Consider the following 23,104-nt stretch of genomic DNA (forward strand, 5'->3'; position numbering starts at 1 on the left):
CCCTGATGCGACTTGCCGCAGGGCACAAGGAATTGACACGGAGCGAGAGAGAAGGCAAAAATATCAACAATATCAGTAGTTTAGACTTTTTCTAAACTACAGGACGCGAGAACTGCGAGTCTGGAAGGCGTTTCATGAGCATTGTGTCCCTGAAGAATGGCGCGGCGACGCGCAGTCAGGCCGACCAGATCCCGTGGCCGCAGAAGGTCCCGGCGGCCTGCCCGATCAGCGCCGTGAAATCGCGCCTGCGCAGCGTCGGGCTGCGGCCGACGCGCCAGCGCATGGCGCTTGGCTGGCTGCTCTTCGCCAAGGGCGACCGCCATGTCAGCGCCGAGATGCTCTATGAGGAGGCGCTGCGCGCCCGCGAGCCCTTGTCGCTGGCGACCGTCTACAACACGCTGCGGCAATTCTCCGAGGCCGGGCTGCTGCGCCAGGTTTCGGTCTCCGGGCCGAAGACCTTCTTCGACACCAATGTCTCCGAGCACCACCACTTCTACAATGAGGACGACGAGACGGTCGTCGACATTCCCGGCTCGGAGATCCAGGTCAGCGGCCTGCCGGTGGCGCCGGAGGGCATGGTGGTGTCCTCGGTGGAGGTCATCGTCCGCCTGCGTCGCGCCGACGGCAAGGAGAACGTCGCCAAGCTCGCAGGGGGCGGCCGGGCGTGATCGTCTGCTCCTGTAACGTCCTGTCCTGCCGGCAGATCAAGAGTACCATCGCCTCGGACGGCTCGGGGCCGAAGACGGCAGGTGAGGCCTATGACTGCCTCGGCTGCAGCCCGGATTGCGGCCGCTGCGCCCGCGCGGTGCGCAGCCTGCTGGCCGAGGCGCGTGCCGCCTGCGCCAGCCAGTGCAGCAGCTGCGCCAGCCGCGAGATCGACTGCGCGGTGCACGTCTCCGTCGGCCTGATGCTGGCCGAAATCGAGACCGCCGACGAGCGCGCAGCTGCCTGAGCCTCGGCCCGGCAGCTGCGGACTATCGAGCCGGATTCTGCGCTTCCCTTTTGAGAATGCCCGGCCTACATTAGGATCATTCTAATGTGGGCATTGCGAGGGAAGCTGCCATGAAGGGCGACAAGAAGGTCATCGAGTACCTCAACAAGGGCCTGCGCTCCGAACTCACGGCCATCAACCAGTACTGGCTGCACTACCGGATCCTCGACAATTGGGGTCTGAAGGACATGGCCAAGACCTGGAAGAAGGAATCGATCGAGGAGATGGTCCATGCCGACCGCTTCGTCGACCGCATCCTTTTCCTCGAAGGCTTCCCCAACATGCAGACGCTCGACCCGCTGCGGATCGGCGAGAACGTCAAGGAAGTCATCGAATGCGATCTCAAGGCCGAGATCGAGGCGCGCGCGCTCTATCAGGAAGCGGCGACCTATTGCCGTGAGGTCCAGGATTATCCGTCCGAAGAGCTGTTCAAGGCGCTGATGAAGGATGAGGAAGGCCATATCGACTTCCTCGAGACCCAGCTCGAGCTGATCGGCCGCATCGGCCTCGAACTCTACACCCAGAAGCATGTCGGCGGCCTCGAGGGCGACGACCACTGAACGCGCGTCATGCCAGCATTGCAAGGACTGGCGATATCAGGAGCCGGCCCCGTTCCGCGGGCCGGCTCTTTCGTTTGACGGACGGGCCTCATAGCAGCCGAAGGAAGGCGCCATGACGGGTATGATCGTCGCAGTCGGCCGGGACGAGCGGCACCGTTTCAGCAAGCCGGCGCTCCCCGCCATCCGCCTGCTCGCCGGGCTCGGTGTCGAAGGCGACGCCCATTGCGGCGTCACGGTGAAGCACCGTTCCCGCGTCGCTGCAGACCCGACCCAGCCCAATCTCAGGCAGGTCCACCTGCTTCACGCCGAACTCTTCGACGAGCTCGCGGTGGCCGGCTTCGCCCTGAAGCCAGGCGACATGGGCGAGAACCTGACGACACGCGGCATCGACCTGCTCGCCCTACCGACCGGGACCCGGCTGCAGCTCGGCGACGATGCGCTGGTCGAGATCACCGGACTGCGCAACCCTTGCGCCCAGATCGAGGCCTTCCGGCCCGGCCTGCTCAAGGCCGTGCTCGGCCGCGACGCGAAGGGAGCCCTGATTCGCAAGGCGGGCATCATGGGGATCGTGCTGAAAGGCGGCGAGGTCAGGCCGGGCGATCCTGTCGCGCTGATGCTCCCCGCCCCGCCCCACCGGGCACTCGAACGTGTTTGAGGCGGCGCGCCTCTCGGCACGCCGCCCCGAAAACCTCACCGGAAACGCGGCAGCGCTCAGACGTAGCTGACGTTCGCCGCTTCCGGGCCCTTTTTGCCGGCGCGGATCGAGAAGCGCACGCGCTGCCCGTCCATCGGCGGCTGCAAGCCGCTGCGGCTCAGCGAGCTGACATGCAGGAAGACGTCAGCGCCACCCTGGTCGGGGGCGATGAAGCCGAAGCCGCGATCGGCATTGAAGAACTTCACGGAACCGTCGAAGGGCCCCTCCATCGGCGCGCTCGCGCCACGGTCATAGCCACCGGCGCCGCCACGGTCGTAACCGCCGCCACCGCCATAGCCGCCGCGATCATAGCCGCCACCGCCGCCACGATCGTAGCCACCGCCACCACCGCCATAGCCACCGCCGAAATCATCGCGCGGGGGGCGCGGCGAGAACGGGCGGGCACCGCCGCGCGGAGCGGCCGGGGTCGCGGTCGAGGCGTCGATCTCGTGGACCGCAACGACCTGCAGGCCGCGCCGCCCCTCGCCGAGATCGGCGATGATGGTGGCGCCGGGCTGGAGATCCTGCGCGTCGAGCGGACCGATGGCCGAGACGTGGACGAAGACATCGCCCGAGCCGTCCGACGGAGAAGCGAAGCCGAAGCCCTTCTCCGGGTCGAACCACTTGATCTTGGCCTCGATGTTTTCGTGCGTGACGAAGGGAGCGGGGGCAGCGGGCTTGCGTCGATCGAACATGAAACTTCAGGTGAATTGTGACCGGGAGGCGGCAATCTAGCGCATGCCGGCCGTTTCGTCATCGGGTCCGCGCAGCAAAATTATCGAGCCCGCCGACCATTGCCGCCGACACCTCGTTGCCTGCCCGCCTTCTCTTTCCCCAGGGGCAGAAAGCGGGCTTCGATCGCGAATCTCTAGCCCGCTCGCAAGGGGCAAGGCACTGCTCCGGTAGGAAACGCCCTTTCGACCGGGCCCGCAAGCCAGGCCGGCACAAGGCCGTGCACGAAATCGTAAGCCGGAGCCGCTTTTCCGCGCTGCCCTTCAGTCGCAGCGTATGCCCTGGACCTTCTTCGGCATCTCGCCGACCGCCGGGATGAACTGCCCTGTCTGCGGGTCGAGCAGCATCAGCGTGCCGGTCGCGACCGCGAAATAGGCGCCATGCAGATGCAGGCGCCCCTTTTCCTCGAGGATCTTGATGCAGGGGAAGGTCCGCAGATTGTCGAGCGATTGCTGGACCGAGGCCAGCGCCAGCCGCTCGACATAGCCCGCGAAATCCTCGTTGCGGCCGCGGCCGCCGGAACGCCGGGCAGCCGGCTCGATCAAAGTGATCCACTTGCCGATGAAGTCGCCCGGTGAAAGCGGCCCCTGCGCATCGTCGGCAAAGGCGCGGATGCCGCCGCAGCGACCATGACCGAGCACGACGATATGCTCGACCTTGAGCGCCTGCACCCCATATTCGAGCGCCGCCGAGGTTCCGTGCAGCTGATCGTCGGGCGAGAAGGGCGGCACCAGATTGGCGACATTGCGGACGACGAACATCTCGCCGGGGCTGGCGTCGAAGATCACTTCCGGAGAGACGCGCGAATCGCAGCAGCCGATCAGCATGATCTTCGGCGTCTGGCCGGATTCGGCGAGCTGCTCGTATCGGCTCTGCTCGCGCACGAAACGGTCGTCGAGGAAGGCGCGATAGCCTTCGGTCAGGCGCTCGGGGAAGTGCGGCGATGAAGCTGGGTCCATGCCCTAGTTGGGACAGGAGCCGAGCGCCTTCGTCAAGAGCCGATTCGCAGGTTTCTACTGCAACGCAGCATCAAATCTCGCAAAACCGCTTCTGCAATCGTGCCGCCAGCGCCGCCCCATCGCCTTGAACGAGGACACGCTTCAGGCGCGCGCTCGCGCCTGCGGTTAGTGACACCTGCGAACGGGAGATGGCGAATTCCTTGGCCAGGAGTGCGACCAGCGCCGCATTGGCCTCGCCCTCGCTCGGCGCCGCCCTGACCCGCGCCTTCAATACTTGCCGGCCATCGGCCAGCGTCTCGACCCCATCGAGACTGTCGCGTCCGCCGCGCGGCGTCAGACGGATCGCGATCGCAAGCCCATCCGGCGCGATGGACCACGCGGCCATGCGGCTAGAAAACGTTGGGATAGATGTAGCGGGTGATCACGCTCTGGATGAAGAAGATGCCGAGCAAGAGGATGATCGGCGAGATGTCGATGCCGCCGAGATTGGGCAGCATGTTGCGGATCGGCCGCAGCGCCGGCTCGGTGATGCGGTAGAGAAAATCCCAGACCGAGGAAACGAACTGGTTGCGCGTGTTGACGACGTTGAAGGCGATGAGCCAGCTGAGCACGGCGGAAGCGATCAGGATCCAGACATAGAGGTTCAGCGCCAGCATCACGACATCGAGAACGGAACGCATCAAAGGACCTCTCTGAAAACCGTCCGGCGCGCGGATCGCCCGCCCGAAGAATGTTCCTGTCGGAAGCGATTGACAGGAGCGCAACGCAGGGCCTAGAAGGCCAGCGCTTCGGGGCTGTAGCTCAGTTGGGAGAGCGCTGCAATCGCACTGCAGAGGTCAGGGGTTCGAATCCCCTCAGCTCCACCAAACACTCTTAAGTGGTTGGTGGCCCGAAGAAACTAGCAAATTCAACGTCTTCTGTGTCGGCATGGGCCACGAACGTGGTATACATCGAGGCATGGAAGACGTGCGACGCATCCCCGGCACCACCAAGCGGAATGGAATTTATTACCTCCAGCGCCGCGTTCCGGCTGATTTGGTCGAGGCGTTCGGTTTCCCGCACTTCAAAGAGAGTTTGGAGACGCGCGACTTCCACGAAGCTAGGCGAAGGCTCAATGCAGCAAACGTCCGCTACGATGAGGTGATCGACGCGAAGCGGATCGAGCTTCAGACGGGTGCATTTCCCCTTGTCCCGCCAGCTCCCCTTAAGCTCAACGCGTTGAAGGCGCGCGTGCGCGAATATGTCTCATCCGAAACACCCCTGCGGCGGGCAGCGCTCTCAAGGAAGCGCTGGAAGCAGGAGCCCGGTTCGCGCGAAAAAGCTCGTGCCGAGATCGTCGCAACGTTTGAAGCCCTCCGGGATCCGTCCGATGATTTTACGATTCACCGGCTCCAGACGGTTGCCGTCGCACTCTGCCCTGAGAATCGCTTTGACGATCCTGATCTCGGCCCGATCCACAATCTGCGGCACGCGATAAACGGCCCCTTCCGCGATCTCCTGCGTCGAGCGCTTTTGGAGATTGAACGGCGGATGTTGAGTTTCCTCGACGGCGACTATTCGGGTGCGGGATTGGACCCGGTGTTTCGTTTGCAGGCGCCTGCAAAGCCCTCAGAAACTCCGTCCACGGCCGATGACAGAAGCCAGGGCGTCACCCTAGCCGAGCTTTCGAAGCTGAGGCTAGCGGAGCACGCCAAAGGAACAGTCAGGGCTCAGCGCCAAGCTCAGCTTGCCGCCGCGCATAGCCTTATCCTTCGTCATTTCGGTAGCGACACGAACGCAGCGTCTCTCACGCCCAGCATGTGCGCGAAATTTCGCGATCTGCTAGCGGAGCTGCCGCGCGACCTTACCAAGCGCTTCGCAGCGACGGAACCGCTTGGCGCGATCGCCGCGCAGGCGAAGGCAAAGAAGCTTCGCACCATCGCTCGGGCTACTCAGGAAACATACTTGGGCGCTCTCCGCGAGATGATGGAATGGGGTCTAGACAATTGGAAAATCGACCGCAATCCCGCCAATGGCCTCAAATCACTGACGCCAAACCGGCGCCGTGAGCGCGTCGATTTCAACGAGGAGCTTCTTGAGCGGATTTGCCTTGAGCCGTTCATGCGCCGGTATGACCGGATGAAATTTGGATCCGATCCGCGCGAGGGTCTAGCTGATGCGACACGGTATTGGGTGCCGCGCATCGGCCTTTTCACCGGCATGCGTCAAAACGAAATCTGCCAGCTCGACGTGAGCGACATTCGGAAGACGCAGTCGGGCGTTCATTATTTCCTCGTCACCGACGACGCGGCCGATAAGCAGCTTAAGAACGTTGCCAGTCGCAAGGCCGTCCCTGTCCACGATCGGCTTCGCAATGCCAGGTTTCTCGATTATGTCGCGGCAGTTCGAAGAGCAGGGCATCGAAAGTTATTTCCAGACCTCACAGCCTCCAAGTATGGCCATTACGGAGCGAAGGTATCGAAATGGATAACCCGCCAAATGCGAGGGGCGGGTTATCCGGCAGGCGTCGATTTTCACGCGTTTCGCCACACGTTTAGACAAGCGCTGCGCCACGCTGATACCCCGCTGGAAATCGCCGCTAGGCTTGGTGGGTGGTCCAGCAAGGCCGGCCTAGCCGATCACTACGGGGGCGAACTAAGCGACCGATGGATCGAACACATGAACAGGTTTCTACAGAAGGTTAACTACGGAAAAGCCGAACCGCACATATTTTAGCTCAGTTGGCGTCTCGTAACCCCTTGACCAGCGCTTTGCGATACGCTTCACCTTCAACGTCCATCCAGAGCAGCATATCTTCGTGGAAATCTTCCAAGTCGCTTACGGCTGGCCAGCCTCGCTTGGTATTACGCAACGCGACTGTTCCACCTTTCTTAGGGTCCCATCCGCGGTGGATATTCATTTCGACCAACAGGCGTAGCCTGTCCTGGGTCGCGAGGATCTGCCGGGTGTCTGGTACGATCTCGATTTGCTCCGCCATAATCGAAGGTCGAAATCCGTACCCGATCAAATCGAAACCTCTGCGAGCGTCAACGTCTTGAACCACCATTCGGAAGGACCCGGCAGGGTGCGTTAGTATGTAACGCTCAAGGATAGCACGAGCTGCGGCACGCTCATCCTCGTTGCGAGCGAGGACCAAAATGTCGTCGCCGTAAACGAATAGCCGGATATCCATAGAGAACGCTTCCGGCATGTCATTCAGCAAAACTGCAAAAATGACCGATGAGGTAGCAGCGCCTTGAATGAGCCCCGCTGATCCCCCCGATGGTATGTTGTAATATGTCTGCCTATGCGCGTATCCGGCACCTGCCTCCTTCCTCCAATCGTGTATAAATTGCCTGCCGTCATATACGAGGTTGTTCCGTATTACGGACTTGGGCAGGGGCGTATTACGCAACGCGCTTAATGCGTTAGCGTTTTGGAAGGCGTCGCGAATATCGGCGCGGACGCCAAATCGATATCCAGACCGCAGCGCATCGAGAATAAGACGCGCCTCACGGTCACGACCACGCGTTTTGATCAGAAATAGATGTTCATTTGGCTGAAAGCTGCATTCGATGGCGTCCTTCAGTATTATCTGACGCATACGGCCATGGAGCGTAAGACGGTGAACAACCCTACAACCGCCACGTCGCTTCTGAACCCGCCAAAAGAAGATTGGGCTTGTGTCGGGAGCAAATAAATTGAGTCGCGACACCGCGGTCACGATGATGTCAAGTTCGGCGTGCGGCCCAAGCTCACGGTAGGCGGCTTCATATGCCACGGCGCGATTTCGGACATAGGATCGAAGGGCCGATGCAAGAGCGCGCTGGCGGCCGTTTACCTGCGCTGAGCGGATCTTCCGCCGCGCGCGTTCCGCTTTGATGCCTGCTTCGTCGAAATGCACGGGCGCCTCCCTACGCCAAGAATCGCACATAGCATTCAGCCGGCGCCGGCAAATGACAACAGTAAAGATCTGTCTACAACACGTATTATGATGCCACTTTGACGAAAATGAACATAAATAAGCCGAATTATAAGCGTATTCGGGGGGAGAGTGTTATTGCAGGTGACCTGCAATAAACAAGCGCGAATATCAGCTCTGCGAAAATTTGTTTTCGCTCAGCAGCCTAGGCAGATCGATGCCGAGTGCGAGCGAAGCGTGCCACATGTAAGAACGGTTGGGTCTCTGCGACCTCCAACCCGCTTACGTAAGCTCGGCCCATGCCCATCCTAACCGCGACCTCCTCCTGAGAGACGCCAGCGGCGAGCCGGTATTGCCTTACGTTCTCTCCAACCAGCCGCCGCACGTCCATGCCGCATGACGTGCCGATCGTGCATTTTTGAGCTGCGCATTATAGTGCACAGAGAACGCGCTAACTTGCTATGATTCCTATCAGGCCCATCGCCACTTTGGCCGTCATATCGATCTGCATTACCACTTTCAACGCAGGAGCCGGTGAACTTGGGGATTCTGATCACTCCAAAATGGTCCGCGGTAGGAAAGCAGGAAAAGCCAGTGTGGCTGCGGCTTTCGACGCCGTGAGCAAGGTGGTCGCAGCGGCCGCATGCTAAGGTTGCTGGCCGCGGCCAGCGCCCTCAGGCAAAGCGCTATACCTGCAGTATCGCGAGCGCATCGATCAACTAGACCGAATGATCAAATTGCACCGAACAAGCTAGATGGCAAACTCCAGCTTTATCGCTAGTTTTGGTGTCATTTATTGAATATTTAACCGAATACGCTTGCGGAGGTACCTAAATATGCGATTTCATAAAGTATTTATCATCGCTTCTATTTTTCTATCTGCGTGTCAGACGTCAAGTAGCCTAACACGACAATGCCCGGAAAAGCCCAAGCCAACAGCTTTAGAATTATCAAGAATGTCTGCCAGATTGATGAAACTTAACGCAGAAAATGTAGAAATTCAACGGCGAACAGAGACCTTTAAATGGGCCTCTAATATGCCTTATGAGTGCGTGCAAAGTATTGCAGATTACAATTTCTGGATGACGGAATACATTAAAAAAATATCTTCTGATCCTTATTCAGATCTATAAATATTTTGATTTCACCAGGATAAATATTTTGCACCGACTTCAATAATGTGTTCAAACATATGCATCCACCGATGCATATAAATGGACAGCGCAATGCCCTCGGGAAAGTTCATCGCATACTATCGGGTCAGCACGGCCCGACAGGGTCGCAGCGGTCTCGGCCTCGAAGCTCAACGCGCCGCTGTCCATGAGTATCTAAACGGCGGAGCCTGGACCCTGATCTCCGAAACTGTCGAGATCGAGAGCGGCAAGCGCTCTGATCGGCCCGAGTTGACCGCAGCCCTCACCGCATGTCGGCTGCATAAGGCAACGCTCGTCATTGCCAAGCTCGATCGGCTGGCGCGGAACGTCGCTTTCGTCTCAGATCTCATGGAAAGCGGCGTCGAATTCGTGGCTTGTGATTTTCCGACAGCGAACCGCCTCACGATCCACATCCTTGCTGCGGTAGCCGAGCACGAAGCCCTTGCCATCTCTGCCCGCACAATAGCGGCTTTAGAGGCCGCCCGGGCTCGCGGAACAAAGCTAGGGGGCTACCGGGGACGTTCCGGCACAGCAGCCGACTGTGAGCGCGCACGAGCCGCACAGACGGCCCTTGCGGATCAGCGGGCGGGCGATCTCACCGCGACGGTGCAAGCTATCCAGTTGGATGGTCATTTCTCCCTACGCTCTATCGGCCAGGAGCTAACACGGCGAGGCATCCCGACTGCAAGGGGCGGGGTGTGGAACAGCAGCCAGGTCAGTAACGTCCTGAGCCGCATTGCTCTGCTTCAAAACCGAGGAGAGCGATAAGAGGCCGGGCCATATGCTAAGTTGCAATAAAATCTAGGAAATTTTTGTCGGATGGCAGTGTCTGTATTACTACGCGCATACATAATACAACACATGGTAGGATAAATTTGATCGTACCTATAGGCACGCATCGTAGTATACATTCAATTTTAGGAAGCACATATTACGATGTAATACGACAATATTTCAATGAGTTAAAATCAAATATAAGTACTGAAACGGCCAAATTTAAGAGTGGCGGATACTTTTGTAGGGATCAATGCCCAATGAACGGTTCCTGTGACACAACATAGTCCCTGACGTACGCTTAGTAACAATGTAGTGGTGGCCGCCACGTCGCTGCTTTGCAGGTACCTGCAAAAAGCTCTTTCCTATCAATGGGAGTCGACGAGGTGCCGTGATCTGCCCCCAGGCAGAAGCGGCGTCGGGGCATACCGATTAAATCGAGGCGGCTGAGAGCATAAATTCAGATGTCGATCGACAGCAGGCGCAACGCGCTGGTCTCCATTGCTGGCAAGACCGCCTCGACTGCCAGCTGCGCGTCGGTGAAGTTCTCAAAAATGACCCCCGATGCCGAGTGAACGATAGCGCAGCGCATTTGATAAACAAATCCAGCTCCCCGCTTCCAGGTGGCCTCTAATGGTACCCGTCCAGCCTCACTTGAGCCTAACCGCGCGCAGACAGCGTCGACAAAACTGTTAGCTCCCCGCATGGTATCGATTGTCTGCCAGATTTTCTCGAAATCGGCCGTCAGTTGACGCTCTTCGATCGTCGAAATGAGCTGCTTGACCTCCGCTTCCAGGGATTTGGAGGCGACCGTCATCGCTTCTTTCGGGGACAGAAAGAAGTCAGCTTCGACCTTTCGAAATATCGCGAATAAATACTCGGCTTCGTGGGCCTTATAAAGGGCGAGAAACTTCATTGAAGGTTCGGTGCGGCGATAGGCATCCGCAATATGTCTCGAAATTAGTGTGCGAGGTCGACTTGTGTTTGTCGCCTCATTTCTACACCATGCTTGGCTCGCTGCAAGCAGTGAAGGTTGCCAGGCAGCCCCAGCGACACTTGATCTAAAAAGACCTTTAAAGAGTTCCTTTATATAAGAAGCGTCGGGCTCCCGGCGATGGGCGATAAAAACCAGAATATTTGTCTTTAATTGGAGGTTCTGTGCCGGATCGCAAAGATCATCCGACCAATTGAGGGCATTTAGGATTGCAAGCTCGGCTTTTGTCGGGGCCCTCTCCGCGAGCGTTGCAGGAACAACCACCACCTCAATGATAGTTCCCGAATCAAACATCTCGCTGTAAAACCAATTGCCGGCCGGGGCTTCTAGTTGGTGCCACTCGACAGTGTATTCGGTTTCATCATCAGCAATATTATTTAGCAAATCGGCAATGTCGTCATTTACAATGAAGCCACATTGCCCATTTGCTGAAAATGACGACAGCTCGTCGTCCTGATTAAGGCCAAGCAGACTCTTTAGGCGTAAATTAAGCACAGGTCGCGCTCTCAATAATTTCCAGCAAGTTCCCAACATTCCCGAAGGGGGCTTTGCCCCCTATTCAGAAAAAACTGACGGAATGTATGAAATACTAGTTCGCGAGTGGCAGCGCCGACGTTGCGTTTAGATGGATTAATACCGGTGCGGATACGCGCAAACATCTGGGTCCCCAACGGATCCTCATGGGGATCGCCTTGAATAACCGTTCGTAGCAGCTCGACGGCATTGACGTCCGTCGCGCGGCCTACCGCAGCCGCGATACCTAACAGAACGGTATCATTACCAAAGAACTGGAGAGCATCCGGGATTGGTGGCACTGCCGATGCAAGGAAATGATCGGCCTCTACCGTCCATTCCATCAGGTTCTTGAAAGTGTCGATGTTGTGCGTTTGCTCAGAAGCAGAATAAAGACCAAGGGTACTAATGGCAGAGTCGGCGAGCAATTCTTCCATCACGGAGTTCGCGATATCGATATTTGGGGAACCCTGCAGCCAAGCCTGGAACATTTGGGCGATTTTGGCCAAATGAAACTGCCCTGCACTCACTCGGCGCCTGTTATCTTTGGATGAGATGATTTCCATACGTGGAATGCCGCTTAGGTCCTCCTTAAGGCCACGACTCAAGATTTCGATCTGATGCTTCATCGACATCGGCTTTTGGCCTGCGTTCAGCAAAAGCATCCGGTAGGCGATGGCTTGGAAGGGTAAGTTCAGCCAAATCTCGAAGCGCAAGTGGCGCGCGTTGAACTCGTCGAGCTCCTCAGGTTTCAATCCCGACCTGATTTCGAGCAGCGCGTTCGTGCGCTGTAGACCATCGATAATTTGAACATCTGTCGATTTGAGTCCATTTAGCTGGGCCGTGAGGCTTTCTAAAAGGCTTTGTTCCTCTCGTTGAGACCAAACGGTCCTCAGCCGGTCCAACCCGACCGGGAGCGTGACGTTGTTCGCCGCAAGCACAAGCGGGGGAAGAACGCACCCACGTCGAATGTCCGCACGCAATGTCGCATAGGCCTTGGTTCCAGAAATGATTTTGCGCTGGATCTCTAGATTCTCAAGACTATCTTCCGCTGCCCGCAGAAACCACTCGTAATCAGCGCGTGCGGTAACGCAAAAGCCGGAAATGCGACGGTCAAACTCTAAAGCAAGCGGTGTAAATAACATTTAAGAATGTCCTTGGCGGCACTATCTGGCACTTCAAATCCGTGTGGGATATCGAAGGCGTTTATCAAACTGGAAAATGCGGTGGGTCGCGCGGCGCGTCAATGAGAGAGTGAGGGGCGGCGACGCCCTTGCTAGTCATCGACCGAAAAAACTTGGCCTGAGAAGATACAAAGGTGGTATACATCGCAAACGAGCGCGACGAGGATGCGCTGAATTTGCTTGCTTTTTTGGGTTTTGAGCTGCTTCCCCTCAGCTCCACCAATCTTTTCGCCTAATGCGTTGAGATTGCTGGAAATAATCCGAAGCCTGCACCACCTGCCCCAACATTTTCCCCAACACCCGCCCGTCATGGCTGGCATCTTGGAGGCACCCTGTCGGTGCCTGGCACTGGACGATTGCCTTGCCGATTCGGGGCCAGTCCCATTCGTTTGCGTCGCACCGTGTCGACAACGGGCCCCGACCCCCAGCCTGAGCGCCTGACATAGGGCCGGCGGCATGACGGCGCTGCCTGCGTTGGAGGGGCCATGTGTCACCAGGCTTGCGCCATTGCCTGACCGATCCACCCACTCGCCCCTTCCCTTACGAAGGTGTAGATTGACGCACGGCCGCAACCACGTGAAATGATACGATTGAGGGCCTATGCCGATATAATGGGAGCGTCACCACAGGTATTACCTTGGAACCGATCGAAATCTCGACACACGGACTTCCGATCTCGCAGCAACTTGATGCATGGCAGGGATGGTTCGATACGGTCTTTGACCTTCATGTCTTGGAACCGGAACTAGGCTTCTCCGCCAAGAGCGTACATTGGTCGTTCGGAAGCATGTCACTGAGCCGGGTTGCTGCTCCAGCACTTCGGGCCGTCAGGTCGAAAGCTCTGCTGCGGCGGAATCCGATCGACCATTGGGTTATCACGGTGGGTGGACGAAAGACGTTCGGCATCAGTGCGGGAGGCATCGCATTCGAGGTTCCGGCAGGCATTCCATTCGTCGCATCGCTGGGACAGGAACTGGTGAGCCAGCGGGCGCAGGATGAACGGCTCCAACTCTATCTGCCGAGGGACAGCTTCAGCGATCTGGCCTGCGTGCTCGACGCGGTTCAGGGAACGCCTCTGAACACACCACTCGGTCGATTGCTCGGCGACTATATCCGCCTGCTTGAGCGGAGCTTGCGCGACCTGACGCCGGCCGATACCCCGAAGCTAATGGAAGCCGCAAAGGCGATGATACTCGCCTGCCTGTCGCCTTCGGCCGATCCTCATGCTGCCCGGCAGATCCTGCTAAATCGGCGCGAGAAGGCGAAGCAGGCCATCGTAAAGCATCTTCGACACCCTTCTCTTGGGCCGGAGAGCCTTTGCCGCGAGTTGGGCATGTCTCGCAGTCAGCTGTATCGCCTGCTCAAGAATGACGGCGGCATAGCGCAATACATCCAGAGGCTGCGACTGCTCCAGGCACATGCCGAACTGTCGGATGTGTCGAATGAAGACTCCATCAGATCCATCGCTGAATCGTTCTGCTTCCCGGATGGTTCCGGTTTCGCGCGCGCCTTCAAGCTGGAATTTGGCGTCAGCCCGAGTGATGTGAGGGCAGCCGCGCTAGCGGGCCATGGCTCGATCGCGCGGCCCAGGAACGTTCGGAGCCCGCAGTTCGGGACATTGGGCGATTGCCTTCGCCATTTCTGAGGTGGAGCGCCGGGCTCCCATTCGCCGGCTCGCTCTCTTACCCGCAAATGCGCGGTCATTGCGCATTTTGATCGGCGCAGCATTACGCTGATTGGCTATGGCGCCGAAACAGCGGAACGAAACGGGGAAGGGATGTCCGCCTGAAGAGGCCGTGACATCCCCTCCACATCACGGCAGGATCAAACTGTCGAGGGGCAGGGCATGAAGAAGTTTGCCACGATGATGTGCTGCCTGCTGCTGGCGGGATGCGCAGGTGTCAGCAATTGGTCGGGCGCTCCTGGCGTCGATCCGATGCAAAGCGATGGGCACAGCTATGTGCCTGTCGGAGCGGGAACATACGACCCGCCACCTGATGAGCAGCGGCCTGTCAGCACCTGCACGATGAGGGGGCAGAACGTCATCTGCCGCTAGCTGCCGCTGGCCGAACGACGCTTCAGATCATTCAGGCGCCGCCCTGACGGTGGCGCCTATTTATTGGACGCTCTGACGAGCGCATCTCCCAACCAGATTTCTCAGGGGCAGCGCGCGGTAAACCTGCGGCCGTTCCGATCTTGATAGATGCAGTTGTTCGGGGTCGTCGCGCGGCCGATCAATGCACCGGTCACGCCGCCTGCGACGGCGCCTATCGCGGCGCCACGCCCCCCGCCTGCCGCTGCACCGATGAGAGCGCCGCCGCCGGCGCCGATCGCTGCACCCCCAAGGGTCCGCTGCGATTGAGAATCGGTATTGCAGCCCGCGAGGGCGATAGCGAGGCCAAGGAAAACGACAGTTCGGATCATGACGGCCTCTCGAGATGCCAGGGTGCGAGCACGGCTAAGGACAGATCAATATTTAGACCGGACGCTCAGAACCTCCATCGCGCAGCGTCCCAATGAATGTGCAATACGTTCCTAACCGCCGGATATCGCTCGACGGGGAGCTCTTGAATGTCAGCGCAGCGAGGAACGCATCGGACGCTTGCCTGATCGCGGACCTGCTGGCAGTGGCGTGCTGCCCTCTCTCGGCGGATGGCATGCGGCTGAACGAAAGGCTGACCCTGATGCTGCGCGCCGGCCTGATCGAGCAACTCTGCCATCCCGTGCCGCAGCCGAAACGGGACGCCGGCGCGATCCTGGCCAGGCTGCGCGCCAAACCGGCCTGTCGCCGCTCCCTCGCCGGGCGACCGGCATAGAAGCCAAACCGGAACTGGCTCTTATCGGCCGCTGGACACGGTCCTAGGCAGCGATGTCGCGGCGCTCCGATGCGCCGCGACGCTCACGCCAGGGTCGGAGTTCAAAGCCATGGCCATCAAGACCGAGGAGCTGAACCGGGATCACGCGGTTCCCAGCTTCGCAAGACGCTGGTTCGCCTCGACCAACCACAACGATATCGGCACGCTCTATCTGCTGTTCTCGCTGGGCGCAGGCCTCTTGGGCGGTTTCCTCTCAGTGGCGATGCGGCTCGAACTGCAGGAGCCCGGCCTGCAATGGTTCAGCAACCCCCAGACCTTCAACGTCTTCGTCACCGGCCACGGCCTGATCATGATCTTCTTCGTGCTCATGCCGGCGCTGATCGGCGGTTTCGGCAACTGGTTCGTGCCGCTGATGATCGGCGCACCGGACATGGCCTTCCCGCGGATGAACAACATCTCGTTCTGGCTGCTCGTCGGTGGCTTCGTCCTGTTCGTCATCTCGATGTTCGCGGAAGGCGCGCCCGGATCCCGCGGCGTCGGCGGCGGCTGGACCATGGTGCCGCCGCTCTCGGTCGCCGGCCATCCCGGCCCGGCCTTCGATTTCGGCATCCTGGCGCTGCATATCGCCGGCGTGAGCTCGATCCTCGGGGCGATCAACTTCATCACGACGATCCTGAACATGCGCGCGCCCGGCATGAGCATGCACAAGATGCCGCTCTTCGCCTGGTCGATGCTGGTCACCGCCTTCATGCTCCTGGTCTCGCTGCCGGTCCTCGCCGGCGCGATCACCATGCTGCTGACCGACCGCAATTTCGGCACGACTTTCTATGATCCGGCCGGCGGCGGCGACCCGCTCCTCTACCAGCATCTGTTCTGGTTCTTCGGCCACCCCGAAGTCTACATCATGGTGCTGCCGGCCTTCGGGATCGTCAGCCACATCATCTCGACCTTCTCCAGGAAGCCGATCTTCGGTTATCTCGGCATGGCCTATGCGATGGTGGCGATCGGCGTGGTCGGCTTCGTGGTCTGGGCGCACCACATGTTCACCGTCGGCCTCTCCCTCAACACCCAGGCCTATTTCGCCTTCGCCAGCATGGTCATCGCCGTGCCGACGGGCATCAAGATCTTCTCCTGGGTGGCGACGATGTGGGGCGGATCGATCCGTTTCACCGCGCCGATGTACTGGGCGCTGGGCTTCATCTTCGTCTTCACCATTGGCGGCGTCACCGGCATCGTTCTGGCCAATGCCGGAATCGACCGCACGCTGAACAACACCTATTACGTCATCGCCCATTTCCACTACATTCTCTCGCTGGGCGCCGTGTTCATGATCTTTGGCGGCTGGTATTACTGGTTCCCCAAGATGTCCGGCTACATGATCCCCGACTGGATCGGCCGGCTACACTTCTGGATCGCCTTCATCGGCTCGAACATGCTGTTCTTCCCGATGCATTTCTCCGGCATCGCCGGCATGCCGCGCCACTATGTCGATTACCCCGACGCCTATGCCGGATGGAGCCGCATCTCCTCCTTCGGCTCCTATATCTTCGCCGCCGGCGTGATCTTCTTCCTGTTCGCCATGCTCTATGTCGTCCTGATCCGCCGGGAGCCGGCACCGGCCAATCCCTATGGCGAAGGCGCGACCACGCTGGAATGGACCCTGCCCTCGCCGCCGCCCTTCCATCAGTACGCGACGCTGCCGAAGGCGCCTTCCGAGCCCTGACGGCCGGCCGCACCGCGTCGGCGCGACCGACCCCAGCCCTCCTTCGCATCGGCTCCGCTGCGTCCAGGCGCAGCGGCGCACATGCTCCCGGAGAAGACGATGATCACGAAGAATCTTCGCCAATTGCCCGTCCCGGCGCGGCCGATCCCGGTGCCCTCCATGGCGCTTCCCGGCGATTATTTCGCCCTGATGAAGCCAAGGCTGATGTCGCTCGTGATCTTCACCGCGCTGGTCGGCATGATGTTGGCGCGCCAGGGCCAGCCCGTGCTGGTCGCATTGTGTTCCCTCCTGGCGATCGCGGTCGGCGCCGGAGCCTCGGGCGCGCTCAATATGGTCGGCGATGCCGATCTCGACCCCCTGATGAGCCGGACCCGCCAGCGCCCGATCCCGGCCGGGCGGGTGACGCGCGACGAGGCGCTGGGCTTCGCGATCACCCTCGCCACCGGCTCCGTCATGGTTCTCGGCCTGGTCGCGAACTGGCTCGCGGCGCTGCTCCTGGCCTTCACCATTCTCTTCTACGGCGTGATCTACACGCTCTGGCTGAAGCGCTCGACGCCGCAGAACATCGTCATCGGCGGCGCGGCAGGCGCCCTGCCCCCGCTGATCGGCCAGGTCGCCATGACCGGTCAGATCGACCTGATCGGGATCAGCCTGTTCGCCATCATCTTCTTCTGGACGCCGCCGCATTTCTGGGCCCTGGCGCTGATCAAGGCCGATGATTACGCGCGTGCCGGCATTCCGATGATGCCGAACGTCGCGGGCACGAAGTCGACGCATCGGCAGATCCTCGCCTACACCCTGATCCTTGTCGGCATTTCCTCGAGCCCCTTTCTCCTCGGCTTCGGCGGCATCGCCTACCTTGCCGTCGCCGGCATCGGCGGCGCGGCGATGCTGCTCTGCGCGCTGGCCTTGCGCGACGACGTCGAGCGCCGGCGTGCCGATCGCGCCGCCGGCCGGCTCTTCGCGGTGTCGATCCTCTATCTCTTCGCGCTCTTCGCGACATTGCTTGTCGAAAGCACCGTCGCGGGCCTGCGCTAGCCAAACGCAGGCACCGTCCGGCAGCGGATTTTCACGCCGATCGCAGCGGCATGGCGCGAGAAAGGAAGCAATCTTGCAGGTGATCTCAATCCAGAGTCAGGTCGTGCACGGCCATGTCGGCAACAGCGCCGCGGTCTTTCCGATGCAGGCGAAAGGCCTCTCGGTCGCCGCCGTTCCCACCGCCCTGTTCTCGAACCATCCGCATTACCCGACCATGCACGGCCAGATCCTCGGCCCGGAGCTCGTCGCCGGTCTCCTGCGCGGCGTCGAGGAACGGGGCCTGCTCGACAGCGCGGCGGCGATCATCACCGGCTATCTCGGCTCAGTCGCGAATGCCGAAATCGTCGCCGATTTCATCGCCCGTGCCCGGCAGCGCGCCCCCGGGCTGCTGCATATCTGCGATCCCGTGATGGGCGACGACGATCTCGGCGTCTTCGTTGCGGAGGGCCTGGTCGAGATCTTCCGCGAGCGCCTCGTCCCGCAGGCCTCGCTGATCACGCCCAACCGATACGAACTCGAACTGCTCGCCGGCACCGAGGCCCGCTCGATGGACGGCATCGCCGACGCCATGGCGACGCTTTGCCGGAATGGCAGCCAGGCGGCCGTCGTCACCGGCTGCGTGCTTAACGATACCGCTTCCGGCTCGGTCGAAACCGTGGCCTGGTCGCCGACGGGCATGTCGCGCACCGCGGTGCGACGCCTGCCGATCCGGCCCTGCGGCACGGGCGATCTGTTCACCGCACTGTTGACCGCCCGCCTCTGCGCCGGTGAGGCCTTGTTGCGTGCTGCCGAGGGCGCCACGATGGAGGTCTTCTCGGTGCTTGAGCGCACCCAGGCCTGCACCACGGCCGAAATGGCGATCACCGGCTTCCGCTTTGCCGATCGGCCGCCTCCGGCGCCCGCCGAAGCGGCCGCTTCATAGCGGGTATGCAGGATCGGGCATTTCCGGACGCGGGCGGCGGCTCGACCTTGCCAGGTGCGATCGGGGCGAAGACATCGGCGAGCTCCGCCGCTGGCGAGAACGGCCCGCTGGAGGCGGACGCGAATTGACCTATCTGATCTGGACCTTGCCGGCCCTGGCGGTGATCGGTGCAATCGCCAGCGGCCGGGTCGGCACGCTCGCGGCCTCGGTGATCGGCATCGCGCTTGCCCTGATCGTCGCGCTCACCACCGCGCCGGTCGACTTCAAAGCGGCGCAGGCTGGCATCGCCATGCTCCGCGGCGCCTGGATAGGCTGGGTCGTGGTTCCCTATATTCTGGGAGGCCTGCTGTTCTGGCAGATGGCGATGCGTCCGGGCGACAGCGTCGTCACGGAGGAGGCGCGGATCGGCGCCGAAGCTGGCCGGCGCCGATTGCTGTTCAGGGCCTGCTTCCTGATCGGCCCCTTCGCCGAATCCGCGACCGGCTTCGGGATCGGCATCATCGGAACCCTGCTGCTGATCCGTCGTCTCGGGCTTTCGCCGATCCATCTGGTCTGCTTCTCGCTGATCAGCCAGACCATGATCCTCTGGGGCGGCATGGGCAGCGGCGCCATCATCGCCGCAGCCTATGCGCGGACCGACCCGACCACGCTCGCGGTCCATTGCAGCCTGTTCCTCGTCGCCTTCAATCTTTTCTGGCTGCCGCTCTATTGGCGCCTCGCCGCCCAGGCCGGCATCGCAGCGGAGGCCAGCGAGAAGCGGAGCGAGGCGCTCTGGCTTGCAGGCAGCGTCGCGCTCCTGATTGGCGCGACGGCGCTGATCGGCCCCGAGACCGCGATGCTCGGCGCCTATGGGCCGATCATCGCGCTGCGCTACCTGATCGATGAGCGGCCGGACCGGCGTCGCCTGGCCGAAGTCTTCCGCAAGGTCCTGCCCTTCGTGTTGCTGATCGGCTGGCTGGTGATCACCAGGCTGGCACCGCCGCTGCACCGCCTGCTCGAGGACAGCCTGCGGCTCTCGCCCTTCGTCGGCACGCCGTCCTGGTCGCCGCTCTTCCATGCCGGGACGTGGCTCGTGGTCGCTGCCGTCCTGACCGGACTGCTGCGCGGGCAGGCCGGCGCCTTGGCCAAGGAGGCGCAGGCCGCCTGGACCACCGGACGGCTCGCGGTCCTCTCCGTCATCGCCTTCTCGATGATGGCCGAGATCCTGTCGGAGTCCCGGATCGCCAGCGGTCTGGCGGAAGGCCTCTATCACCTGTTCGGACGCTGGGCGCTGATCCTGACGCCACAGATCTCGGCCGTTTTCGGGGCGCTCGCCAACAGCGGCAATGCCGCAAACGGCCTATTCATGGTGTCGCAGGTGAGCCTGGCGCAGGAAGCGGCGCTCAATACGGCCGCGGTCGCTGCGCTCCAGCATAGCGCCGCCCTGTCGCTCAACATGGTCTCGCCAGTGCGCATGTCGATCGTCTGCGGCCTGGCCGGCACCCCCGGCCATGAAAGGGAGGCCTATCGCGCCATGACCCCTTTTGCGCTGGTCGTCATCGGCGTCCTCCTGCCGGCCTCGGTGCTGATCGCGCTGCGGCTGGTCTGAGCGCCGCGGCACGGCCAAGCGCCCAACTGGATATTTCCGCGTTTCCCCGAAACGCGGAAATATCCCAACTCGTTGTTTTATCGCATTTTCTTCATGCGGCCCGGTGTCCGCTGCGCTCGAGAATGCTCAGGGCATGGACCGGGCGAGGATATCGATCGCCCGCATCTGTTCGCGCTCGTCCAGGCTCGCGAAACCGAGCCGGAAAGCCTCCGGGGGCCGGGCCGTCTCGAGCTCGAAGTTCAGCCCGGGAAGGACGGAAAGGCCTAGCCGCGCGGCGTTCGTCGCCCAGGTCTCGGCGCTGATCCCTCCCAGCAAGCGCAGCCAGATCGCTAAGCCGCCAGCCGGCAGCGAGAACTCGGCGACCTGCGAGAATCGCTCCACCAGCAATCCCGCCAGATGGTCGCGACGACCGTGATAGATGCGGCGGGCCTTGCGCGCATGCCGCTTGATGGTGCCATCCGCCAGCAGGTCGGCGAGCGCGTTTTCGAGCGCGAGATCGCCCTGACGATCGAGCGAAACCCGGCGATCCGCCATCGGCCGGAGCAGTTTCGGCGGCGCGACGGCATAGCCGACGCGGATACCCGGCGCCAGCAGCTTGGAGAGCGAACCCAGATAGATGATCGGCAGCTCGTCGCTGGCGCGCGCCGCAAGCGGGAGGATCGGCCGGCCGTCGAAGCGATACTCGTTATCGTAGTCGTCCTCGATCACCACCAGGGAATATTGCCGTGCGATCTCCAGCAGGCGCAGGCGCCGGGCGGCGCCCAGCGTCACCGTTGTCGGATACTGGTGATGCGGCGTGACATAGACCGCGCGCAGATTGCGGTTGCCGTTCGCCAGCCTCTCGAGCGCCTCGACATCGATGCCGCCGCCATCGACGGGGACGCCGATCACCGAAATGCCGGCGGCGCGGAAGGCCGACCAGGCCAGCGGATAGCCCGGCCGCTCGACGGCGATCGCGGTGCCGGGTTCGGCGACCGCGGATGCCGCGAGGAACAACGCCATCTGGCTGCCCCTGGCAACGAGGATGTCGTCGGCCGAGCTCGCCAGCCCGCGCTCGTCGCGAAGATAGGCCGACAGCGCCTCGCGCAGCATCCCGCTGCCGCGCGGATCGCCGTAAGACCCGCCCGAGGCGAAGGCGTGGCTCATCAAGGCCCGCCGGAACGCCTGCGCGAAGGCCGTCGTCGGAAGCAGGCGGACATCGGGATAGCCGTCCGAGAGCTTGAGCATCGGACGTCCGGCCGGGCGGGGCGCCGCCGGCTCCGGTACCGGAACGCGGCGAGCGGGCGGCGGCGCGCGAATACCGTCAGGAAGATCGGTCGCGACGAAGGTCCCGCGCGACGGCTCGGTCGCGAGCCAGCCCTGCATGGTCAGCTCATGATAGGCGGCATCGACGGTGTTGCGGTTGAGTTGGAGCGCCCGCGCCAGCGCCCGCGTTCCCGGGAGCGGGCTTCCCGGCCTGAGCCGGCCGCGATCGATCTCCTCGATGATGGCGCGGGCGAGCGCCAGGAAGATCGGCTCGCGTCCTTCGGGCCTCACCTCGACCGCGAGTGTCGTTCCTTTTCCCATAGATCACACCACAATGCCCACATCACCCGATGCGCCTGGCTGCGTTTCGCTGCCACATCGCAGCCGGATGATGCAATGAGCCATGATGATGTAATTTGGCTGGGCCGGATCGCGATCGAATTGCCCGCTTCCGGCCCACCACCGGCGGCAGCTAAGCACCGGTCGGGCGCCTCATGAGCGCGGGGCGTCGGATGCCGGCCGCCCCCGCCGGCGGCTAGAAGCCGCCATGCGCCTTGATGGTCCGGCGCGCGTAATAGGCGAACGCCACGCTGTTGCGCTTGGGCGTATTGATCCAGTCGCGTGCCTCGGTCGCCAACGCCGGGTTGATCGGCTGGATCGCACCGGCCGCCATCGCAGCCAGCTGCATTTTGGCGGCCCGCTCGAAGGCGAGCGCAATCACGCAGGCTTCCTCGACCGTCCGTCCAGCCACCAGCAGGCCGTGATGGGCGAGGAGGAGCGAGCGCTTGTCGCCGAGCGCACCGGAAATCAGTTCGCCCTCGTCATTGCCGACCGGCACGCCCGGCCATTTCGGCACGAAGGCGACATCGTCATAGAGGATGCAGTTGTCCATGTGAGAGACCTCGAGCGGTGTCTCCAGCATGCTCAGCGAGGCCGTATGGAAAGCGTGGCTGTGCACGATGCAGTTCACATCCGGCCGGGCCCGGTAGACCCAGGAATGGAAGCGGTTGGCGGGGTTGGGCATCCCCTCGCCTTCGACCACCTTCAAATGCTCGTCGACGACGAGAAGATTGGCCGGCGTGATTTCATCGAAGCCGAGACCGAGCCGCTGCGTGAGATAAGTGCCCGGTGCTTGCCTCGCGGTGATCTGGCCGGCGAGTCCGGAATCATGGCCGTTATGGAAGAGGATACGGCAGGTCAGCGCGATCTTCTCGCGCAGGGAATAGTTCCCCTCGTCGAGATGGGACCGCATCGCCTCCTGCGAGCGCTCCATCAGGCTGGCCTTGTCGAGCGTGAAACTGTCTTCGGTCTGCATG

23 protein-coding genes and 1 tRNA gene are annotated in these 23,104 nt (G+C 61.4%); 13 read left to right on the plus strand and 11 right to left on the minus strand.

Annotation, left to right across the window (positions count from 1 at the left end; translation table 11 throughout):
* The first annotated feature begins 134 nt into the window (after window positions 1-134).
* The 4 genes from irrA to ACWGRX_RS09115 all read left to right on the plus strand — a co-directional run bounded on the left by irrA (window position 135) and on the right by ACWGRX_RS09115 (window position 2,206).
* Entirely contained in the window at window positions 135-668 is a 534-nt protein-coding gene (irrA, locus tag ACWGRX_RS09100) for an iron response transcriptional regulator IrrA (protein ID WP_291645821.1), read from the plus strand.
* Window positions 665-952 carry a (2Fe-2S)-binding protein gene (locus ACWGRX_RS09105; RefSeq protein WP_291638106.1) on the plus strand — a complete coding sequence of 96 codons (288 nt, stop codon included), beginning with the start codon at window positions 665-667 and terminating at the stop codon, window positions 950-952. Before irrA ends, ACWGRX_RS09105 begins: the two co-directional genes overlap by 4 nt.
* A 110-nt stretch (window positions 953-1,062) precedes the next feature.
* Window positions 1,063-1,551, plus strand: coding sequence for a bacterioferritin (gene bfr / locus ACWGRX_RS09110; protein ID WP_291638107.1), 489 nt, complete (start codon window positions 1,063-1,065; stop codon window positions 1,549-1,551).
* 112 nt (window positions 1,552-1,663) lie between these two features.
* Complete coding sequence (locus ACWGRX_RS09115) at window positions 1,664-2,206, plus strand: MOSC domain-containing protein (RefSeq protein ID WP_452117274.1); 543 nt, start codon at window positions 1,664-1,666, stop codon at window positions 2,204-2,206.
* Between the two features lie 56 nt (window positions 2,207-2,262).
* Here ACWGRX_RS09115 and ACWGRX_RS09120 read toward each other — a convergent pair whose 3' ends face one another.
* From ACWGRX_RS09120 to ACWGRX_RS09135, 4 genes are all read right to left on the minus strand, one after another.
* Complete coding sequence (locus ACWGRX_RS09120) at window positions 2,263-2,940, minus strand: cold-shock protein (protein WP_452117275.1); 678 nt, start codon at window positions 2,938-2,940, stop codon at window positions 2,263-2,265.
* A 300-nt stretch (window positions 2,941-3,240) separates the two neighbouring features.
* Window positions 3,241-3,936: a carbonic anhydrase gene (locus tag ACWGRX_RS09125; RefSeq protein ID WP_452117276.1), complete on the minus strand. Its 696-nt coding sequence runs from the start codon at window positions 3,934-3,936 to the stop codon at window positions 3,241-3,243.
* A gap of 70 nt (window positions 3,937-4,006) precedes the next feature.
* Window positions 4,007-4,321: a DUF167 family protein gene (locus ACWGRX_RS09130; protein WP_452117277.1), complete on the minus strand. Its 315-nt coding sequence runs from the start codon at window positions 4,319-4,321 to the stop codon at window positions 4,007-4,009.
* Between the two features lie 4 nt (window positions 4,322-4,325).
* Entirely contained in the window at window positions 4,326-4,616 is a 291-nt protein-coding gene (locus ACWGRX_RS09135) for a YggT family protein (RefSeq protein ID WP_291638112.1), read from the minus strand.
* 110 nt (window positions 4,617-4,726) lie between these two features.
* Between ACWGRX_RS09135 and ACWGRX_RS09140 the strand changes: the two genes are divergently transcribed.
* Together ACWGRX_RS09140 and ACWGRX_RS09145 are read left to right on the plus strand one after the other, a co-directional pair.
* Window positions 4,727-4,802: transfer RNA gene (locus ACWGRX_RS09140), tRNA-Ala, on the plus strand.
* Between the two features lie 91 nt (window positions 4,803-4,893).
* On the plus strand, window positions 4,894-6,651 hold the full coding sequence (locus ACWGRX_RS09145) for a DUF6538 domain-containing protein (protein ID WP_452117278.1): 1,758 nt from the start codon (window positions 4,894-4,896) through the stop codon (window positions 6,649-6,651).
* A gap of 1 nt (window position 6,652) precedes the next feature.
* On the opposite strand, the gene ACWGRX_RS09150 is transcribed toward ACWGRX_RS09145, so the two are convergent.
* Window positions 6,653-7,819: a reverse transcriptase domain-containing protein gene (locus ACWGRX_RS09150; RefSeq protein WP_452117279.1), complete on the minus strand. Its 1,167-nt coding sequence runs from the start codon at window positions 7,817-7,819 to the stop codon at window positions 6,653-6,655.
* A 223-nt stretch (window positions 7,820-8,042) separates the two neighbouring features.
* Window positions 8,043-8,228 (minus strand): helix-turn-helix domain-containing protein, encoded by a 186-nt coding sequence (locus tag ACWGRX_RS09155; protein ID WP_452117280.1) that lies wholly within the window; start codon window positions 8,226-8,228, stop codon window positions 8,043-8,045.
* Between the two features lie 823 nt (window positions 8,229-9,051).
* Between ACWGRX_RS09155 and ACWGRX_RS09160 the strand changes: the two genes are divergently transcribed.
* A complete protein-coding gene (locus tag ACWGRX_RS09160; protein WP_452117281.1) occupies window positions 9,052-9,759 on the plus strand; it encodes a recombinase family protein in 708 nt (235 codons plus the stop codon).
* 466 nt (window positions 9,760-10,225) lie between these two features.
* Here ACWGRX_RS09160 and ACWGRX_RS09165 read toward each other — a convergent pair whose 3' ends face one another.
* Both ACWGRX_RS09165 and ACWGRX_RS09170 read right to left on the minus strand, forming a co-directional pair.
* Complete coding sequence (locus tag ACWGRX_RS09165; protein ID WP_452117282.1) at window positions 10,226-11,254, minus strand: hypothetical protein; 1,029 nt, start codon at window positions 11,252-11,254, stop codon at window positions 10,226-10,228.
* A gap of 11 nt (window positions 11,255-11,265) precedes the next feature.
* On the minus strand, window positions 11,266-12,417 hold the full coding sequence (locus ACWGRX_RS09170; protein WP_452117283.1) for a hypothetical protein: 1,152 nt from the start codon (window positions 12,415-12,417) through the stop codon (window positions 11,266-11,268).
* A 676-nt stretch (window positions 12,418-13,093) separates the two neighbouring features.
* Here ACWGRX_RS09170 and ACWGRX_RS09175 point away from each other — a divergent pair.
* Window positions 13,094-14,101 (plus strand): helix-turn-helix domain-containing protein, encoded by a 1,008-nt coding sequence (locus ACWGRX_RS09175; RefSeq protein ID WP_452117284.1) that lies wholly within the window; start codon window positions 13,094-13,096, stop codon window positions 14,099-14,101.
* 512 nt (window positions 14,102-14,613) lie between these two features.
* Here the strand turns inward: ACWGRX_RS09175 and ACWGRX_RS09180 are convergent.
* Window positions 14,614-14,880, minus strand: coding sequence for a YMGG-like glycine zipper-containing protein (locus ACWGRX_RS09180; RefSeq protein ID WP_291638115.1), 267 nt, complete (start codon window positions 14,878-14,880; stop codon window positions 14,614-14,616).
* A gap of 233 nt (window positions 14,881-15,113) precedes the next feature.
* On the opposite strand from ACWGRX_RS09180, the gene ACWGRX_RS09185 reads away from it, so the two are divergent.
* The 5 genes from ACWGRX_RS09185 (at window position 15,114) to ACWGRX_RS09205 (ending at window position 20,543) form a co-directional block, all read left to right on the plus strand.
* A complete protein-coding gene (locus tag ACWGRX_RS09185) occupies window positions 15,114-15,272 on the plus strand; it encodes a hypothetical protein (protein WP_452117285.1) in 159 nt (52 codons plus the stop codon).
* A gap of 109 nt (window positions 15,273-15,381) precedes the next feature.
* Complete coding sequence (gene ctaD, locus ACWGRX_RS09190) at window positions 15,382-16,995, plus strand: cytochrome c oxidase subunit I (RefSeq protein WP_452117286.1); 1,614 nt, start codon at window positions 15,382-15,384, stop codon at window positions 16,993-16,995.
* A 99-nt stretch (window positions 16,996-17,094) separates the two neighbouring features.
* Window positions 17,095-18,033, plus strand: a complete 939-nt coding sequence (locus ACWGRX_RS09195) for a heme o synthase (RefSeq protein ID WP_452117287.1) — start codon at window positions 17,095-17,097, stop codon at window positions 18,031-18,033.
* A gap of 79 nt (window positions 18,034-18,112) precedes the next feature.
* On the plus strand, window positions 18,113-18,955 hold the full coding sequence (pdxY, locus tag ACWGRX_RS09200; RefSeq protein ID WP_452117356.1) for a pyridoxal kinase: 843 nt from the start codon (window positions 18,113-18,115) through the stop codon (window positions 18,953-18,955).
* A 124-nt stretch (window positions 18,956-19,079) separates the two neighbouring features.
* Window positions 19,080-20,543: an L-lactate permease gene (locus tag ACWGRX_RS09205; RefSeq protein WP_452117288.1), complete on the plus strand. Its 1,464-nt coding sequence runs from the start codon at window positions 19,080-19,082 to the stop codon at window positions 20,541-20,543.
* Window positions 20,544-20,669: 126 nt separating this feature from the next.
* On the opposite strand, the gene pdxR is transcribed toward ACWGRX_RS09205, so the two are convergent.
* Entirely contained in the window at window positions 20,670-22,109 is a 1,440-nt protein-coding gene (gene pdxR, locus ACWGRX_RS09210) for a MocR-like pyridoxine biosynthesis transcription factor PdxR (protein WP_452117289.1), read from the minus strand.
* Window positions 22,110-22,323: 214 nt separating this feature from the next.
* The gene (locus ACWGRX_RS09215; RefSeq protein ID WP_291638120.1) at window positions 22,324-23,103 is read right to left on the minus strand and encodes an aldolase; all 780 of its coding nucleotides are present in this window, start codon (window positions 23,101-23,103) and stop codon (window positions 22,324-22,326) included.
* Between the last annotated feature and the right edge of the window lies 1 nt (window position 23,104).

It is taken from the genome of Allobosea sp. NPDC055594 (assembly GCF_053618995.1).